Genomic DNA, 17,588 nt, shown 5'->3' with positions numbered 1-17,588 from the left:
TTAAGGCGTCCGCTCTTCCCATGAGAGCGTTCTCACGCCACGATGCAGTCGCCCTCCCGGCTCAGGGGAGGGCATCCGCCAACAGATACACAGGAGGAACCGATGCGAGCACGACGTACAGTCGCGCTGGCCCTCACGGGCTTGCTCGCGGCAGCCGCTCTGGCTGCTTGTAGCAACGGGGACGGCACCAAGACGAACAGCGGCTCGAGCACCGGCGCGACCGTTCTGAACATCGGCATGCCGAACGGGCCGCAGACCGAGAACCACAACCCGTTCCTCGGCTCCTCCGCGGGCGCCTCGCTGGGCTACCGCTGGATGATCTTCGAGCCACTGGTGATGATCAACGGGATCAAGCCGACCGAGCCGGGCAAGCCCTGGCTGGCGACCGAGTGGAAGTGGGACGCCAACTACACCAAGCTGTCGTTCACGATCCGCGACGGGGTGAAGTGGTCCGACGGCCAGCCGATGACCGCCGAGGACGTGGCGTACTCGTTCCAGCTGCGCAAGGACCACGACGGCCTGAACCAGGACGCGATCCCGTACGGCTCCATCACCGCGACCGGCAACAAGGTCGATCTGACCTTCCCGCGCTCGCAGTTCGTCAACCAGAACAAGATCCTGACCGTCTTCGTGGTCCCGAAGCACCAGTGGTCGACGCTCAAGGACCCGACCCAGGACCCGCTGAAGAGCCCGATCGGCACCGGTCCGTACACGGTCAAGTCGTTCACTCCGCAAACCACCACGCTGACGCTGCGGGACTCGTACTGGCAGGACCTCCCGAAGGTCAAGGAGCTGCGGTACACGTCGTACAACGACAACAACGCGCAGACCACCGCGCTGGCCAACGGCTCGTCGGAGTGGAGCTTCGTCTTCGTCCCGAACGTGAAGGCCGTCTACCAGGACAAGGACCCGAAGAACCACAAGCTCTGGTTCCCGGCGAACCTCGGCATCCACGGTCTGTGGATCAACACCACCAAGAAGCCGTTCGACAACCCGGCGCTGCGCCGGGCGATGAACATGGTGGTCAACCGCGACGACATCTTCCAGCAGGGTGAGGCCGGGTACTTCTACCCGAAGATCGAGTCCGTCACCGGCATCCCGACGCCGGCCGGTGAGTCCTTCATCGCTCCGGAGTACAAGGACAAGAACCACTCGGTCGACCTCGACGGCGCGAAGAAGGAGCTCAGCGACGCGGGCTTCAAGCTCGAGGGCGACGTACTCAAGGACCCGACCGGGAAGCCGGTGACGATCACGCTGACCGACCCGGCCGGCTGGTCGGACTACCAGACCGACCTGGAGATCATCAAGGACAACCTGTCCACGATCGGGATCAAGGCCACCATCGACAAGGCCAACCAGGACGCGTGGTTCAAGAACATCGACACCGGCAACTTCGACGCCGCGATGCACTGGACTAACGGCGGCGCGACGCCGTTCGACATCTACCAGAACATCATGGACGGCAAGATCCTGAAGCCGGTCGGCAAGGCCGGCGTGAGCGGCAACTACGGCCGGTTCAACAGCCCGGAGGCGACCAAGGCGCTGGACCAGTACGCCAACGCCGCCGACGACGCGACCCGTACCGCCGCGCTGAACACGCTGCAGAAGATCATGGTCGAGCAGATGCCGGTGATCCCCACCTCGGCGTCGAACGTCGGCGGTCTCTACAGCACGAAGAACTGGGTCGGCTGGCCCGACGAGCAGAACCAGTACGGGCCGGCGCAGCCGACCCAGCAGAACGCTCTGCAGATCATCCTCAACCTGAAGCCCGCCGGCAGCCAGTGATTCGGACCGCGGCGCCGGGGCCCTCCTGCCCGGCGCCGCGGGGCCGTGATTGGAGTGTTATGACGGTCACCGAGACCGAGGTTGTTCTGGAGGCCGAGGGCCTCACGAAGCACTTCCCGGTACGACGGGGCGTCCGCGATCTGCTGTCCCGCGAGCACAAGGTCGTGCATGCGGTCGACGACATCAAGCTCACCCTGCGCCGCGGCCGGGTCACCGCGCTGGTCGGCGAATCCGGATCCGGCAAGTCCACGGTCGCAAGGCTGATGGCCCAGCTGTACGGGCGCACTGCCGGCGAGATCCGGCTGCACGGAGAGTCGATCACCGTCCGCGGCGGCCGCAAATTCCGTGCGTACGCCCGCCGGGTGCAGATGATCTTCCAGGACCCGTTCGCCTCGCTGAACCCCACGCACACCGTGCGGTACCACCTGACCCGTGCGCTGAAGATCCACGGCCGCGCGGGTGATCTCGAGCAGAACCTTCGCAACCTGCTGGACCAGGTGCAGCTCACCCCACCGGAGCGGTACCTCGACAAGTTCCCGCACGAACTGTCCGGTGGTCAGCGGCAGCGCGTCTCGATCGCCCGCGCACTCGGCGCCGACCCCGAGGCCCTGCTCGCCGACGAGCCCGTCTCGATGCTCGACGTGTCGATCCGCCTCGGCGTACTGAACCTGCTGCGTGATCTGAAGGAACGGCTCAACCTCGCGATCCTCTACATCACCCACGACATCGCGTCGGCCCGGTACTTCGCCGACGAGACCCTGGTGATGTACGCCGGCCGCCTGGTCGAGGGCGGCGATTCGGAGACCGTCACGCAGAATCCGGCCCACCCGTACACCCAGCTGCTGATCGACAGCGCACCTGATCCCGACCGGCTCGGCGAGCTCAGTAGGCCGGAGGACCAGGCCGGCGGCGAACCGCCCAGCCTGATCGCACCGCCCACCGGCTGCCGGTTCCATCCGCGCTGCGTGCACGCGATGCCGAAGTGCTCGACCGACCTGCCGCCCCGCTTCGAGCTGCCGGTCCAGGGTCACTGGGCCGCCTGCTGGCTCTACGAGGAGGGGGCTGCGAAGTGAAGTTCCTCTTCCAGCGCATCGCCTTCTACATCTTCACCGCGTGGGCCGCGCTGACCATCAACTTCTTCATCCCTCGCTTGATCCCGGGTGATCCGGTCACCTCGCTGATGGCGAAGTACCAGGGCCAGATGAGCACCGAGGCGATCCAGTCGCTGTACGTGCTGTTCGGCCTGGACAAGCATCAGTCGGTCTGGAGTCAGTACGTCGCCTACTGGGGCCAGATCTTCCACGGTGACCTCGGGTTGTCGTTCACGTTCTTCCCGACCCCGGTGTCGGAGGTGCTCAAGCAGAGCCTGCCGTGGACGATCGCGCTGGTCGGCATCACCACGTTCGCCAGCTTCATGATCGGTACGTCGCTGGGCGTGATCGCGGGCTGGCGTCGGGGTTCGATCATGGACGGACTGTTGCCGGTGACAACATTCCTGTCGTCGATCCCGTACTTCTGGCTCGGTCTGCTGGCGATCACGCTGCTGGCCGGTCCGGGCAGCTTCTTCCCGTCGTCCGGCGGGTACGAACCCGGCCTGGTGCCGAGCTGGACCGGTTCGTTCATCGGCAGCGCCATCCAGCACAGTCTGCTGCCGGCCTTGACGATCCTGATCTCCTCGGTGAGCGGCTGGATCCTGACCATGCGGAACATGATGGTGACAGTGGCCTCGGAGGACTACATCACCGTCGCGCATGCGAAGGGTCTGTCCGAGCGCCGGGTGATGGTCAGCTACGCGGCCCGGAACGCGCTGCTGCCGAACGTCTCCGGCTTCGCGCTGTCGCTCGGCTTCATCGTCGGCGGCACGCTGCTGGTGGAGATCGTCTTCTCCTACCCGGGCATCGGCTACAACCTGTTCCAGGCCGTCGGCGCCAAGGACTACCCGCTGATGCAAGGCGTCTTCCTGGTGATCACGCTGTCTGTACTGCTGGCGAACCTGCTGGCCGACGTCGCCTACCTGCTCCTCGACCCGCGTACCCGGAAGGAGGGCTGATGACCGCCACCATCGCCGCAGTCACGCCCGCCGCGACGCCGACTCCGGCCAAGCGCCGCCGGCTGCGATTCGTCGCGAACCCGAAGGCCGCCACCGGCCTGGTCGTGCTCGCGTTCTTCTGCCTGATCGCGATCATCGGCAAGTGGATCGCGCCGTACGACCCGTCCGCCCGCAGCAGCGACCTGATCCAGGCGCCGTCGGCCAAGCACTGGTTCGGTACGACGCACCTCGGGCAGGACATCTTCAGCCAGGTCCTCGTCGGCACTCGCGGCGTCATGTACGTCGGCCTGCTGGCCGGCCTGGTCGCGACCGCGCTGTCGATCCTGATCGGGGTCAGCGCCGGCTTCCTCGGCGGCGCCGCCGACGACAGCCTGTCCGCGTTGTCGAACGTCTTCCTGGTCATCCCGGCCCTGCCGCTGATCATCATCGTTGCCTCGACCATCCCTTCGGCCGGCGACCTGATGGTTGCCCTGGTCATCGGTTTCACCTCGTGGGCCTGGGGTGCGCGAGTGCTCCGAGCGCAGACGTTGTCGTTGCGACGGCGGGATTACGTCGAAGCCGCGCGGGCGACCGGTGAGAGCACCTGGCGGATCATCACGTTCGAGATCATGCCGAACCTGACCGCGATCATCGCGTCCGGTTTCGTCGGCACGGTGATCTTCGCGGTGATGTCCGAGATCACGCTGGCCTTCATCGGCATCTCGACGATCTCCGAATGGAACTGGGGAACCATCCTGTTCTGGGCGCAGAGCCAGCAGGCGCTGGCCCAGGGCGCCTGGTGGTGGTTCGTCCCGGCCGGCCTGGCGATCGCGATCCTCGGTACGGCGTTGTCGCTGATCAACTTCGGCATCGACGAGTTCGTCAGCCCGCGGTTGCGGTCCAGCGGTCACACCCGGGTGAAGACCAACGACGGGCACTCGGTCCGGATGCGGGTCGGGTTCACCCCGGTGCTCTCGTCTAAGCAGGCTCCCGCGACTCCCGTCGTACGGCGTAAGGAGAACGCGGCATGACTGTGCACATTGCCTCGCTGCCGCTCGGCGGTTCATTGGGCTGGAACTCCCGGCCTTCCCTCGTCGCTCCGATCGCTTCGCTCCCTCCGCTCCTCAGTCCAGGCCGGGAGGCCCAATGACCAGGCCGGTGCTGGAGATCAAGAACTTTCACGTCGACTACGGTCTCGGCGACGAGTCGGTGCAGGCCGTCCGGGACGTGACGCTGACGTTGCACCGCGGCGAAGTACTCGGCCTGGCCGGCGAGAGCGGCAGCGGGAAGTCGACGCTGGCGTACGGCGTGACGCGGTTGCTGCCGCCGCCCGGGGTGATCAGCGGCGGCTCGGTGATCTACCACCCGCCGAACGGCGATCCGTACGACGTGATGGCGCTGACCGACTCCGAGTTGCGGGAGTTCCGCTGGGCCGAGACGTCGATCGTGTTCCAGGGCGCGATGAACTCGCTCAACCCGGTGCACAAGGTCTCGACGCAGATGGTCGATGCGATCAAGGCGCACGAACCGCAACTGTCGCCGCAGGCACGGATCGCGCGGGCCCAGGAGATCCTGAAGCTGGTCGGTATCTCGGCCGACCGGATGGATGCTTATCCACATCAGCTGTCCGGCGGTATGCGGCAGCGGGTGATGATCGGGATGGCGCTCGTGCTCGAGCCGCAGGTCGTGATCATGGACGAGCCGACGACCGCGCTCGACGTGGTGATGCAGCGGCAGATCCTCGCGGAACTGGTCGAGCTCCGGGAACGGCTCGGGTTCTCGGTGCTGTTCATCACCCACGACCTGTCGCTGCTGGTCGAGTTCTCGGACCGGATCGCGATCATGTACGGCGGGCGGATCGTCGAGGAGGCGCGCTCGGCCGACCTGTACCGGGACTCGCTGCATCCCTACAGCGAAGGGCTGCTGAAGTCGTTCCCGGCTTTGCGCGGTCCGCGGCGGGAGCTGGCCGGGATCCCCGGTTCGCCGCCCGACCTCCGCGGCATGCCGTCGGGTTGTGCCTTCCATCCGCGCTGCCCGCAGGCGTTCGACCGCTGCTCCGACGAGATCCCGGTGCTGGGTATCCCGTCCGCCCGTAACGATCCGGACCGTTCTGTCGCGTGCTGGCTGCCTGGCCGCGTTCCTGTTTCCTAGAAAGGCGAACATGACTATTTCTGTCTCGGGGGCGGCCGATGTGGTCGCAGGCCTTCCGACCGGATTCCGGTGGGGGGTGGCAACCTCGGCGTACCAGATCGAGGGTGCGATCGACGCTGACGGCCGGACGCCGTCGATCTGGGACACGTTCTGCCGGGTCCCTGGTGCGATCGACAACGGCGACACGGGTGACATCGCCTGCGACCACTACCACCGGATGCCGGCCGATGTTGCCTTGATCAAGAATCTCGGCCTGGACACGTACCGGTTCTCGGTCGCGTGGCCGCGGGTGCAGCCGCGCGGCAAGGGTCAGGTGAACCCGGCCGGGATCGGGTTCTACGACCGGCTGGTCGACGAACTGCTTGCCCAGGGCATCGACCCGTGGGTGACGCTGTACCACTGGGATCTGCCGCAGGAGCTCGAGGATGCGGGCGGCTGGCCGGTGCGGGACACGGCGTACCGGTTCGCGGAGTACGCGATGCTGGTGTTCGACGCGTTGAAGGATCGGGTCGATACCTGGACGACGCTGAACGAGCCGTGGTGCTCGGCGATGCTCGGCTACGCGTACGGCGCACATGCACCGGGCCGGCGTGAGTACCCGGCGGCGTTGGCGGCCGTCCACCACCTGCTGCTCGGGCACGGGCTGGCGTCGCAGCAGATGCGCGAGGCGTCGCCGCGGAAGCTCGACATCGGGATCACGCTGAACGTCGCGACGGCGTACCCCGCGTCCGACGCGGAGCCGGATGTCGATGCGGCCCGGCGGGCGGACGGGATGGGCCGCCGGATCTACCTCGACCCGCTCGTTCACGGTCACTACCCGGAAGATGTGGTCGCGGATCTCGCTCGCGAGGGTGTGGAGCTGCCCATCGAGGACGGCGATCTGGAGATCATCTCGGCGCCGATCGACGTACTCGGAGTGAACTACTACTTCAGCCAGAAGTTCACCGGGTACGCCGAGGACGGCAGCACTCTCGACGCCGACGGGCTGCCCATCAGCCGCGACGTACCGCTGGGGAAGCCGCGCACCGCAATGGACTGGGAGATCGTCCCCGAGGGCTTCACCGATCTCCTGGTCAGCATCGCCCGCGACTACCCCGGCCTCCCGATGGTGATCACCGAAAACGGCTCGGCCTTCGAGGACGTCCCCGACGAGAACGGGTACGTCGACGACACCGACCGTACGGCGTACTTCACGTCCCACCTGACCGCCGTCGCGAACGCCATCGCTCAAGGGGCCGACATCCGCGGCTACCTGGCCTGGTCCCTGATGGACAACTTCGAATGGGCCTACGGCTACGTCAAACGCTTCGGCATCGTCCGAGTCGACTACGACAGCCAGCAGCGCACCCCGAAGGCCAGCGCGGCGTACCTCAAGGAAATCGCGGCCCTGCACCGCAACCGCTGACTCGGGGCAGCGCGGCGGCCTCCGCCCCCGCCGCGCTGCCCGAGTGCTAGCTGAGCTGCAGCTTCTTCTTGCGGATCAACGCGCGCGCACCGTGGATGTCCTTCTCCTTGGTGCTCCCGGTCGAGCTCATCGAGCAGGTGATGTTCGTCCCGCCCGACGTCGTCAGCCTGAACTGCTCGAGGAGGACCTCGGGCGATCCCTCGACGGGCACCCTGACCTTCTCGGTGGTCGTCGACACCGAGACGACATCGCGGTAGAAGTACACGTCGGTGTGCTCCCGGCTCTCCTGCCGCACCAGCGACGCTCCGCCCTTGAACGCGTGCAGTTCCTGGTCGCCGAAGAAGATGACGACGCCTTCGCAGTCGCTGCTGCGCAGTACTCCGTCCTTGCCGCGCTTGACCCGGCTGCCGGAGTCGAACGAGTTCCCACCGACCAGAACCGGCGGAATCAGGTCCACCTCGCTGGGCTCGAGACCGAGCCGCTTCAGGGCGACCGAGGCAAGCTCCTCGATGATCGCCCGCACCTGGCGATCGATCTCCAGGTCCGTCGGGCGATCCGCCACCTGGCGGTAGATCAGCACGCCGCCCAGCGCGGCGAGCGCCAGGCCGATCACGATCGCGATGCCGCCGAACAGCATCACGATCACGCCGATGACGATACTGATGACACCGGGTTTGTAGGACACCGGTGTGAAGTACTTGCGGTTGCGTTCGTAGTTGATCGACGCCATGCCGTCCCCTCCCAGGGCAATGACTCACGGAATGATGACGGACCAGGGCCGAGGCCCCGGGCTCCCCCCGTCACCGAGGCGATGGAAACGGATTCTCCACCGCCAGTAAATGGAACAGAGAATCGATGTCCGGCTGGGTCACGCCTTTGCTCCAGGCGTACTGCAACGACGCCTGCCAGGGACCCGGCGGCCGGAGAGAATTCCGCTCGTAGAAGTCGTAGCGAACATAAGCAAGGAAATAGTGAAATACCGCGCGGTCCTCGAGAGCGACGGCGGCTTGAATCATTCGCTCGACCTCACGCGCGGTCGGGAGCGTGGCGCGGAACGCGCTCCGCTGGCCGAGGAGGGCGATCGCGCCGAGGTAGTAGGTGTCGGGGTTGCGTGCGTCGTACGACCTCGCCTGCCTCAGGTCCTCGACGGCCGCTGCGCAGTCGCCGACGGCAAGATGCTGCTCGCCGGCGGCGAAGTACCTCGTTGCGAGGGTGGCCGGATCGTCGCCGTACTTGACGGTCGAGTTGCTGTAGATCGAGCCGCCTACGCTCGAATGGTTGAGCACCGGAGCCGTGATGATGTTGTCGTGCAACTCGAAATCTCCCGGCGGCGCCTGCCGTTGCAGTTCGGCAACGGCGGTCAGGAGCATCCGGTCGGCGCGTAGGAGCTCCTCGATCGCGCCCTCCAACTGGATGGAGGCGTTCGGCTGCCCTGGATCGCGGGCGATGGACAGCACCCGCCGCTCGATCCCGCTCTCCAGCGCGGCCGTCTCCGGATCGGACCGATCACCGCCGGCCCGGCGCCGGAGCAGCAGCTTCAGAACGCGCGTACCAAGACCGACGGCAGCGTCACTCGTCGCGTCCTCGGACTTCGCCAAGACCTGCTCGCCCAGACTCTTGATTGCCTGCAGCACGTACTTCGTTGCGAAAGCAGCAATCGTCATTGGATCCATCGTTCGTTCCCCCGCAATACAACAGCTAGACCATTCATGGTCACCATCGCCACAGAAAATCCCGCGTTACACATTCCGGGCCGTTAATTTGTGGCCCATATACTCGAGCAACGGCCACCAACCACCGCATCAAACGATTGTGACCAGGGTGGTGAGCATGTCTTCCCAGTGGCCGAAGATCGTGGTGCCGTGCCCTTCACCCGGCCGCACGATCAGGGTGGATTGACGGATCCGATCGGCCAACCAACGTCCGTGTGAGGCCGGGACCAGCCGGTCGATCTCGCCGTACCAGAGCCAGGTCGGAACGCGCAGGTCCGCGGGATCCACATCCCACGCACCTCCCCAGGCAACGTTGTCCCGGGCATACCCGTCGTACGACGCCAGCGCCTCCCGCGCGTCGGCCGCCCACACCCCGACATCCAGCCAGCCAAGGTCCTTCTTCGGCGCTCCCTTGAAGTACGCCGTAACCATGGCCTCGTCATCCAGCGTGAGCAACCCGTCGAAGTCCTGCACACCTTGCCGACGAAATCCGTCCAGCGCACCGGCGACATCACCCGCGTCGGCCAACGCCAGCAACGGAAGATCCGAGTCGGCCAGGTCGGGCGGCTCGATCAACCGCCAGGGGCCTGTTCCGCCCGCGAGCCCGACGGCCTTCACTCGGCGTGGGTCGGCGATCCCGGTGGCGATTGCGTACGGCCCGCCGCCCGACGCGCCTAGTACGGCGAATTCATCAACGCCGAGCTCATCCGCGACCCGCAACGTGTCCTGCGCGACCGACGCCAGGCTGGGCGGTGTGTTGGTCGACCGCCCGTACCCAGGCCGACTGAACGAGATCAGCCGCACGCCGAGCCGTTTGGCCGCCGCGTCCCCCAGCGACGCCTGCAACCGCCCGGCCGGAGTGCCGTGCTGGAACACAACCGGCACCCCGGCAGGATCGCCGCCCTCCCACGTCTCGATCACCGCATTGACGCTAGCCCTTCTGCGCTACCCGGTCGAGCGGCGCCGGGGTCAGGGTCTGGTGAGCCTTGAGGTAGGCCGCGAACGTCTCATGGTCGGTGTTGTTGCGGACCGGGGTGGTGTAGGCCTTGAAGGCTGAGTAGCCGTCGGCCCCGATCACCGTGTAGGCGAGGGCAGCGACACGGTAGGTCTTGGTCGCGTCGAGCGCGACGCCGTCGATGCGGACGTCGGCAGGATCGATCCGATCGCCCACTGGTCGGCTCGCGTCGAACGCGTACTTCACGTTCGCCGACAACGCGAGCGGTGCGAACTTCACCGTCCCGTCGGGCTGGGTCTGCCACTGCTGCTCGAGTACGGCGTCCAGCTGCGCGCCGGTAAGACTCACTGTCAGCACCGGGTTCCCGTACCCATAGGCATCCCACGACTCCCCCAGCATGACGCGACCGTCCGCATCACCAGGCTTATTGCTGTTGGCAACCAGGAGATCCGCTCGCAACGCCGTCGACCCAGTGGCCGGCTTGGCCGCGATCAGACCGAGATCGGCCCGACCACCGTTCTGCCGTGCGGTCCAGAGGTGTACGTCGGCGGCCAGATCGGCCAGCGTGCTCTCGCCTACCGCGTTCGCCGTACGGGTGAAGTCACCGGTGATCGTTGCCACCGGCTCCTGATACTTCCGGTCGCCATTGGCGGCCCAGTAGTCCACGATGCCCTGGATCTTCGGGTCCGGCGTGACGTCGCGCGTGACAGCGTGATTCACCGACGTCGTCTTGTCCCGCAGTACCTCACCGGTCCGTCGGTCGAGCTGCACGTTGATCTCGTTGATCAGCCGGCCGTGGTTCGCGGCCTCGACGACTGGGCGCGGGTTCCCGGCCGGGTCCGGGATGCTGCAGTTGAACGCCGCGTGCCAGTGCCCGGTCACGATCGCGTCGATCTCGGGCGTCACCTTCTTGGCCAGATCGATAGCCGGCCCACTCGGGTTGATGCAGTTGTCGTACGTCGCCGACGCATCCGTACCGCCGTCGTGCATATTGAGCACGATCGCCTTGACCCCACGCTTGGTCAGCTCGCCCGCGGCCCGGTTCGCGGACTCGACCGGGTCGAGCGCCTTCAGGTCCGGCTGGTACGACGTGGAGCCTGTCGGCGTGTCCGGCACGGTCATCCCGATGAAGCCGATCGGGTAGCTCCGCCCGCCGTCGCGGACCCACCGGATCGTGTACGGCGCGACGATCGTCCGCCCCTTGGCATCAACGATGTTGGCCGACTGGAAGTCGAAGTCGGCGCCGTGGAACCGCCGCCCGGTCGAGTCGGTGAAGCAGCTGTCCACACCGACCGTACCGAAGCACTTGCCCTTCTCCATGTGGTCGACCAGGAAGCTCTTCGACACGTCCAGCTCGTGGTTGCCGACGCTGGAGAACTGCACCCCGAGCGCGTTCAGCACCTCGATCGTCGGCTCGTCCGCGTTCGCGTCCACCTCGAACGGCCAGCCGGAGAAGTTGTCCCCGTCGGCGAAGAAGATCGAGTTGCGGTGGCCGGCCTGGATGCTCTTCAGATGAGTCGCCAGGTACGCCGCTCCGCCGACGACCTGGGTCGCACCATCGGGCCCGGCGATCGTCCCACCGTCGGCCGGCGACGGCGGCCGCAGATACCCGTGGAAGTCGGTGATCGACACCAGCTGCACCGGGACCGTGGAGGCCGGCGGGGAGGCCTGGGCGGTGGTGCTCGCCAGACCGACTGTCAGAAGCGCCGCGAGACCGGCGGCAAGGGTGCGTGGGCGGCGTACTCTGCGCACTGATGTCTCCTAAGGGATGCATACGAGCAGGATTCGACAAGATGAGACTGCCCGACCGTGAACGAAATGTCACCATCACACGGCGAGTCGGGAAGGTCGGAAAGAATCTGACGACCCGCCGGGCGGCATGACACCACCGCGAGTCAAGGCCGACGATCGGAGCATGCGCAGAATCGCCCCATCTGCCCTCGCCGCCCTACTCCTACTACTCCCGATCGCGCCGACGACGCAGGCCGCCGCGGCCCCGCCGACCACCGTCGCCACGCAGCAGCTCGTGACCGGCTGGACCCCTCCGCTGAGCACCCGCGGCCGCTACATCGTCGATGCGAACGGCAACCGGTTCCGGCTGAAGTCCGGCAACTGGCACGGCGCGAGCGGCACCTGGAACGGCTCCGGCGACCAGAACGACGACGCCAACCACCACGCCGGCGAGAACAGCAACCGGATGCCGCTCGGCCTCGACCGCGCGCCGATCGCCGACATCATCTCCGGCTTCGCCGAGCTCGGCCTGAACAGCATCCGCCTGCAGTTCTCCAACGAGATGATCCACGACACCGCCCCGGTCCCGGCCGCTGCCGTCGCGGCGAACCCGAGCCTGGCCGGCAAGACCCCGCTCCAGGTGTACGACGTCGTCGTACAGCAACTCACCGCCGCCGGCTTCGCCGTGATCCTCAACAACCACACCAACACCACCAAGTGGTGCTGCGGCCTGGACGGCAACGAACGCTGGAACGCAAGCCAGTCGACCGAGACCTGGGAGAGCGACTGGCTGTTCATGGTGAACCGCTACAAGACCAATCCCCGCGTCGTCGGCGCCGACCTCTACAACGAGGTACGACGAGACCTCCTGGACGACCCGAACTGGGGACTCGGCGACGAGCACGACTGGTTCGCGGCCTCTCAGCACCTCGGCGACCGGATCCTCACCGAGGCGAACCCGAACCTGCTGATCGTTGTCGAGGGCATCAACTGGACCGGCATCCCGGCCGACGGACTCCCGCACGACCGGCCGACGCTGACGCCGGCGCGCTACTTGTCCCACACGCTGGTTGCCTCCGACAAGCTTGTCTACTCGGCCCATTTCTACGACTACACCGGCCCGCGTCACAGCGGTGCGACCGGGACCGGGGAGACCCACGACCCGCGGTACCGCGACCTGTCGCCCGAGGACCTGATCAGCGAGCTCAACCGGCAGGCGTTCTTCGTCACCGGCGAAGAGGGTCACTTCACCGCACCGCTGTGGATCAGCGAGTTCGGCATCGGCGGCCGCGAGGAGACCGGGTCGTTGCAGCGCGCCTGGTTCGAGCATTTCGTCGATCAACTGATCCGCACCGACGCGGACTTCGCGTACTGGCCGGTGGTCGGCTGGCACAACACCAATGGCGACCCGGACAACGGCTGGGCCTTGCTTGCCTGGGATACCACCGGTCATCGCATCGGTCTGTACGACGGTGACGACTGGCGAGCGTCAGCCTGGACCCGGCTGATGAACGCGCCGAGCAAGACCGGACCGGTCGACGCGGCAACGGTGTGGAAGATGCTCAGCCCGGACCACGGCGACTTCGTCGAATCACTCCGAATGCGCGCCGCCGGCGACTGGGACTCCGGCGCCCGCAAAGCCGCGTGCCCTGACGGCCTACGCCTGATCGGACTCAGCCACACGGGCAACCGCGGCCTCTGCCGATCCGGCGGGCCGACCTGGTCGGGCGCGTACGAAGCGGTGAAGGACGAGAGCCACGTCTCCTCCGACTGGGCCACCGGCTACACGAAGTTCCAGTGCGCGCCGAACTTCTACCTGATCGGGTACAGCGTCCGCGGCGCTCAGGTGTCGTCCGCGCTGTGCGCCGGTACGTCGCAAACGCTGAGCTCGACCGGCCGCACTGTCTGGTTCGACCGGGGCGACAACCGGAGCGGGGACGGCGGTGACTTCGCGAACGGCAACTACAAGGGTCAGTGCGCCGACGACGAGTACCTCGCCGGCATCGCGTTCACGACGCGCGTGGGCTCGGGTGGTACCCCTGACGCCCTCTACTGCCGCAAACTCAGTGCATGAGCCTTCCCCTGATCCCAGCACCCACCACGGCGAGCACGGACGACGGAACGTTCGCAGTCACCGACGCCCTCGGAGTCAGCTACCCGCCGGAGCTGGCCACCATCGCGGTCCACTTCGCCGACGACCTCGAGGCCGACTCCGGCATCACGCTTACCCCTGGAGCGATCGGCATCACGCTCGAACTCGGCCGCGACGGTCTCGACGACGTCGCGCCGGCCGCCGGTCTGCGAGCCGATGGCCGGGAGGCGGACGCCGACGAGCGGTACGGCCTGGAGGTCACCACCGACGGCATCCGGATCTGGGGTCCGACACCGGAGGCCGTCCATCGCGGCCTCACGTCGCTACGGCAATTGATCACGGCCAACACCGCCGACGGTACGGCGACCCTGCCCACGGCCCGCGTCCTCGATGGGCCGCGCTTCTCCTGGCGCGGGCTGTCGCTGGACGTCGTACGAACGTTCCACGCGCCACCCGTCGTACGACGGGTCATCGACATGTGCTCGCTGTACAAACTCAATGTCCTGCACCTGCATCTGACCGACGATCAGGGCTGGAGAGTCGAGGTGCCGTCCCGGCCGGCGCTCACCGAGATCGGCGCGGCCGGAGCCACCGACGACCGTCCCGGCGGCTTCTACAGCCAGGCCGAGCTGGCCGAGCTCGTCGCGTACGCCGCCGAGCGCTTCGTGACCGTCGTACCCGAGATCGACATGCCCGGTCACACGTCCGCGGTCTTCGAGGCCTATCCGGAACTGGCGCCGACCGAGACACGCACGGTCGAGCTCGGCAACGGCACCACCCTGCACCTCAACACCCTCGAGCCCGGTCGCCCCGAGATCTGGACCTTCGTCGAGGACGTGCTGGACGCGGTCATCCCGCAGTTCCCGCACAGCGCCTACGTGCACATCGGCGGCGACGAGGCGTGGGGCATGTCCGACGAGGACCACGCGGCCTTCGTCGACCTGGCCGCCGGCCTCGTCCGTACCCGCGGCAAGCGGGTCGTCGGCTGGCAGGAGATCGCCCGCGCCGCGATCACTTCCGACGACGTCGTGCAGTACTGGCTGGAGCCGCGTCAGGACGACTCACTGGACGGTGAAGCCGCCTCGATGGTGCCGGCGGACCTGTTGCCGATCCTGATCGAGCACTTCGCGAAGGCCGAACAGGACATCCCGCGCGCACTCAGGCATGGATCCCGCCTGCTCCTGTCGCCGACCAGCCGCCTCTACTTCGACGCCCCGCACGCCAAAGCCTCCTCCGACCCGGCTCAGGAAGAACTCCGCAAACGCGTAGGTCTGCCCTTCTACCCGCCCACTTCGATCGAGTCCGGGGTCGACTGGGATCCCGTCGAGTACACCCCGGGCATCGACTCCGACGCGCAGGTCGCAGGCGTAGAAGCAGCCATCTGGTGCGAGACCATCACCACTTCGGCCGAGCTCGAGTTCATGCTCCTCCCCCGGCTCGCCGGCGCCGCGGAGAAGGCGTGGTCTCAAACCCGCACGAACTGGCCTGACTACGCCACCCGCCTCGCCCACCACTCCCCCACCTGGCAAGCCCGCACGTGGAACTACTTCAAATCAACCGAAGTCAACTGGCCGTAGCCGCCGCGAGGGGCGGACCGACTGCGGGTCCGCCCCTCGCTGCGTTCAGCAGGTTGCGGTTGGTGCAGCCCAGTCGGCGCGGTCGTTGTAGCCGCCGTCGCCTGCGTCGCCGACTACCAGGTCGAGTACGCGTACGCCGGTCAGGTCCACGTCGAACGGCTTCGGGGTGAAGCGGTCGACGACCCCGCTGTCGAACAACACCTTGCCGTCGCCAACCACCTGGAAGGTCGACGTCCCGCCATCAGGGCCGACGTTGCTGACCACGTCGTCGATCCCGACGGTACCGGTCAACCGCGAGCACGCCTTGCCGACGTAGTACCGGACGAGCGACGGTGACGCGACGCCGATCCCGGTCGAGTACGTCGTCCCGGTCAGCTTGATCGGGTTGCCGCCACCGACGCTCTCGTCGATCGTCGGTGACATCCACCCGCTGGTCGCCGTGATCCACGAGTGGTGCGACAACGGGACTGTCCCGCTCGGAGGTGCAGGCGCAATCACGATTGACGACAGCACGGTTGTCTGCTTTTGCACTCCATACAATACCGTTTGGTATGCCGTCTGCGCGGTCACGCTCGCCGTACCGGGAGCCGCGCCGGCGGGGAGCTTGACCGTGAAGGTGAAGTTCGCCTGCTTGCCGCCGGCCAGGATCGCGGGGGCCTTGGACAACGGCGTCACGGTCCATCCGTTGCCACCAGCAACGGTAACGGTCGGCTTCAGCACCGGCAGTACGCCGTCGTTGCGGACGTTGACCTGAACCGTCAGCTCGTCGCCCCCAGCAACCACCGGCGCAACATCCGCGGGCTGCGCATCCGTGCCGACCTTCGTCACCTGCGGAATCCCAGCCGTGACATGCGGCACCCCAGGAACACCACGAGCCGGCTCGACCCGGAAGAGCGCCGTACCGTGCGCCGGCACCGCCGCACTGATCACGCCGCCGCTCTCCGTCACCTTGTCCGTCCAAGCGTTCTTCAACGTGAACCGCGACCCATGCAGCCCCACCGCCGATGCAGTAGTCGTCAGAGTCTTCGCGCTGTCACCTCGGTTGAGCAGTACGACGGCCCGGCTGCCGTCCGCGAGCCGCTTCACCCACGTCTCCGTCGTACCAGCAGCGCCGACCCGGACCGCCTGGACCGCAGCCTTGTCCTGGTTGATCGCGAGTACGTCGGGATCGGTCAGCATGCCGACCGTCGTCGCGCTGAGTTTGCGGACATCGCTGCCGACCACCAGCGGCGCGGCCGCGACCGCCCACAGCGTGAACTGGGTACGGAACTCCTCGTCGGTCATCCCGAGTTCGGGCGCGAGGTAGTCCGGGTCGCTGAACGCGCCCGGTTTGACGACCTCCGGGTGGCGCGCGTTCGCGTCGTAGTTCCGCAGTACGTCCTTGAACTTGATGTCGCCCTGGAAACCGACATCGGTGTACGTGCGCCACGACTGTGCGATCCCCGGCGCGTACGACCAGGAGTTGATCGACTGCTGCGACTCGGGATAGTTGCCCCAGTCGGGCGAGGTGACCGGGTTGCAGAGGTTGAAGATCATCGGCCGGTGGCTCGCGTTGTTCCGCAGGGCCTGGGCGAACTCGGTGTAGACCGTCTTCGGGTCCAGGTTGGCCGCGATCCCGCACAGGTAGTCGACCTTGACCGCGTCGAATCCCCAAGCGGCGAACGTGTCGGCGTCGTGCTGGTAGTGGCCGCCGCTGCCGAGGCCGCACTTACCCGGGATGTACGGGCCGGCGTCGGTGTAAATGCCCGCCTTGAGGCCCTTGCTGTGGATGTAGTCGACGAGCGGCTTCAGGCCGTTCGGGAACTTGGCCAGGTTCGGGACCAGGTCACCGGCATCACTGCGCGACTGGTCGGCCTGCCAGCCGCCATCCAGCCAGACGATGTCGTACCCCGCTTTCGCGAGACCGCGACTGACCAGCGAGTCCGCGACCGACTTGATCGTGTCCTCGGTGAAGTCGCCGCCGAGACCGTAGTACGTGTTCCAGCCCATGTACGGCGTCGGGCTGAGCACTGTGGCTGGTGCTGTAGCTGTGGCCTGAGCCGCCACAGCTGGGGTTGTGGTGGTCGCGAACGCGCCGGCCACCAGCGCCGCCGCGATCACCCCACCAAGGATTCGCCTCATGGTTATCTTCTTCCGTTGAGCGGAACGGGG

The 17,588-nt window shown here is 66.9% G+C and carries 13 protein-coding genes; 8 read left to right on the top strand and 5 right to left on the bottom strand.

What is annotated here, in order from left to right; translation table 11 throughout:
- Positions 1–102 precede the first annotated feature (102 nt).
- The 6 genes from EV650_RS30235 to EV650_RS30210 all read left to right on the top strand — a co-directional run bounded on the left by EV650_RS30235 (position 103) and on the right by EV650_RS30210 (position 7,370).
- Positions 103–1,785 (top strand): ABC transporter substrate-binding protein, encoded by a 1,683-nt coding sequence (locus tag EV650_RS30235; protein ID WP_134122359.1) that lies wholly within the window; start codon positions 103–105, stop codon positions 1,783–1,785.
- Between the two features lie 59 nt (positions 1,786–1,844).
- Entirely contained in the window at positions 1,845–2,858 is a 1,014-nt protein-coding gene (locus EV650_RS30230) for an ABC transporter ATP-binding protein (RefSeq protein ID WP_134122358.1), read from the top strand.
- Complete coding sequence (locus EV650_RS30225; RefSeq protein ID WP_134122357.1) at positions 2,855–3,835, top strand: ABC transporter permease; 981 nt, start codon at positions 2,855–2,857, stop codon at positions 3,833–3,835. Before EV650_RS30230 ends, EV650_RS30225 begins: the two co-directional genes overlap by 4 nt.
- Positions 3,835–4,845, top strand: a complete 1,011-nt coding sequence (locus EV650_RS30220; RefSeq protein WP_134122356.1) for an ABC transporter permease — start codon at positions 3,835–3,837, stop codon at positions 4,843–4,845. Before EV650_RS30225 ends, EV650_RS30220 begins: the two co-directional genes overlap by 1 nt.
- A 115-nt stretch (positions 4,846–4,960) precedes the next feature.
- Positions 4,961–5,965 carry an ABC transporter ATP-binding protein gene (locus EV650_RS30215; protein ID WP_134122355.1) on the top strand — a complete coding sequence of 335 codons (1,005 nt, stop codon included), beginning with the start codon at positions 4,961–4,963 and terminating at the stop codon, positions 5,963–5,965.
- 10 nt (positions 5,966–5,975) lie between these two features.
- The gene (locus tag EV650_RS30210; protein WP_134122354.1) at positions 5,976–7,370 is read left to right on the top strand and encodes a GH1 family beta-glucosidase; all 1,395 of its coding nucleotides are present in this window, start codon (positions 5,976–5,978) and stop codon (positions 7,368–7,370) included.
- Between the two features lie 46 nt (positions 7,371–7,416).
- Here the strand turns inward: EV650_RS30210 and EV650_RS30205 are convergent, their stop codons facing one another.
- From EV650_RS30205 to EV650_RS30190, 4 genes are all read right to left on the bottom strand, one after another.
- Entirely contained in the window at positions 7,417–8,100 is a 684-nt protein-coding gene (locus EV650_RS30205) for a hypothetical protein (RefSeq protein ID WP_134122353.1), read from the bottom strand.
- A gap of 70 nt (positions 8,101–8,170) precedes the next feature.
- A complete protein-coding gene (locus EV650_RS30200; protein WP_134122352.1) occupies positions 8,171–9,034 on the bottom strand; it encodes a hypothetical protein in 864 nt (287 codons plus the stop codon).
- Positions 9,035–9,172: 138 nt separating this feature from the next.
- Positions 9,173–10,003, bottom strand: coding sequence for an alpha/beta fold hydrolase (locus tag EV650_RS30195; RefSeq protein WP_134122351.1), 831 nt, complete (start codon positions 10,001–10,003; stop codon positions 9,173–9,175).
- Between the two features lie 10 nt (positions 10,004–10,013).
- Positions 10,014–11,789, bottom strand: a complete 1,776-nt coding sequence (locus EV650_RS30190) for a bifunctional metallophosphatase/5'-nucleotidase (protein WP_134122350.1) — start codon at positions 11,787–11,789, stop codon at positions 10,014–10,016.
- 163 nt (positions 11,790–11,952) lie between these two features.
- On the opposite strand from EV650_RS30190, the gene EV650_RS30185 reads away from it, so the two are divergent.
- Together EV650_RS30185 and EV650_RS30180 are read left to right on the top strand one after the other, a co-directional pair.
- Complete coding sequence (locus EV650_RS30185; RefSeq protein WP_202874984.1) at positions 11,953–13,842, top strand: glycoside hydrolase family 5 protein; 1,890 nt, start codon at positions 11,953–11,955, stop codon at positions 13,840–13,842.
- Positions 13,839–15,437 (top strand): beta-N-acetylhexosaminidase, encoded by a 1,599-nt coding sequence (locus EV650_RS30180; RefSeq protein ID WP_134122348.1) that lies wholly within the window; start codon positions 13,839–13,841, stop codon positions 15,435–15,437. The genes EV650_RS30185 and EV650_RS30180 overlap by 4 nt, the downstream gene beginning before the upstream one ends.
- Positions 15,438–15,482: 45 nt before the next feature.
- Here EV650_RS30180 and EV650_RS30175 read toward each other — a convergent pair whose 3' ends face one another.
- The gene (locus EV650_RS30175; RefSeq protein WP_134122347.1) at positions 15,483–17,558 is read right to left on the bottom strand and encodes an NPCBM/NEW2 domain-containing protein; all 2,076 of its coding nucleotides are present in this window, start codon (positions 17,556–17,558) and stop codon (positions 15,483–15,485) included.
- Positions 17,559–17,588 lie beyond the last annotated feature (30 nt).

This window comes from Kribbella kalugense (assembly GCF_004365875.1).
In the GTDB taxonomy this organism is placed as follows: domain Bacteria; phylum Actinomycetota; class Actinomycetes; order Propionibacteriales; family Kribbellaceae; genus Kribbella; species Kribbella kalugense.
Note: the sequence above shows the minus strand (reverse complement) of the source record. Positions and strands in the feature narration are given on the sequence as shown.

Bases quoted from the DNA above. Each gene is read 5' to 3' on its own strand.
- EV650_RS30185 (WP_202874984.1), top strand. From the start codon at position 11,953: ATGCGCAGAATCGCCCCATCTGCCCTCGCCGCCCTACTCCTACTACTC.
- EV650_RS30210 (WP_134122354.1), top strand. From the start codon at position 5,976: ATGACTATTTCTGTCTCGGGGGCGGCCGATGTGGTCGCAGGCCTTCCG.
- EV650_RS30180 (WP_134122348.1), top strand. From the start codon at position 13,839: ATGAGCCTTCCCCTGATCCCAGCACCCACCACGGCGAGCACGGACGAC.
- EV650_RS30220 (WP_134122356.1), top strand. From the start codon at position 3,835: ATGACCGCCACCATCGCCGCAGTCACGCCCGCCGCGACGCCGACTCCG.
- EV650_RS30230 (WP_134122358.1), top strand. From the start codon at position 1,845: ATGACGGTCACCGAGACCGAGGTTGTTCTGGAGGCCGAGGGCCTCACG.
- EV650_RS30235 (WP_134122359.1), top strand. From the start codon at position 103: ATGCGAGCACGACGTACAGTCGCGCTGGCCCTCACGGGCTTGCTCGCG.
- EV650_RS30175 (WP_134122347.1), bottom strand. From the start codon at position 17,558: ATGAGGCGAATCCTTGGTGGGGTGATCGCGGCGGCGCTGGTGGCCGGC.
- EV650_RS30205 (WP_134122353.1), bottom strand. From the start codon at position 8,100: ATGGCGTCGATCAACTACGAACGCAACCGCAAGTACTTCACACCGGTG.
- EV650_RS30215 (WP_134122355.1), top strand. From the start codon at position 4,961: ATGACCAGGCCGGTGCTGGAGATCAAGAACTTTCACGTCGACTACGGT.
- EV650_RS30200 (WP_134122352.1), bottom strand. From the start codon at position 9,034: ATGACGATTGCTGCTTTCGCAACGAAGTACGTGCTGCAGGCAATCAAG.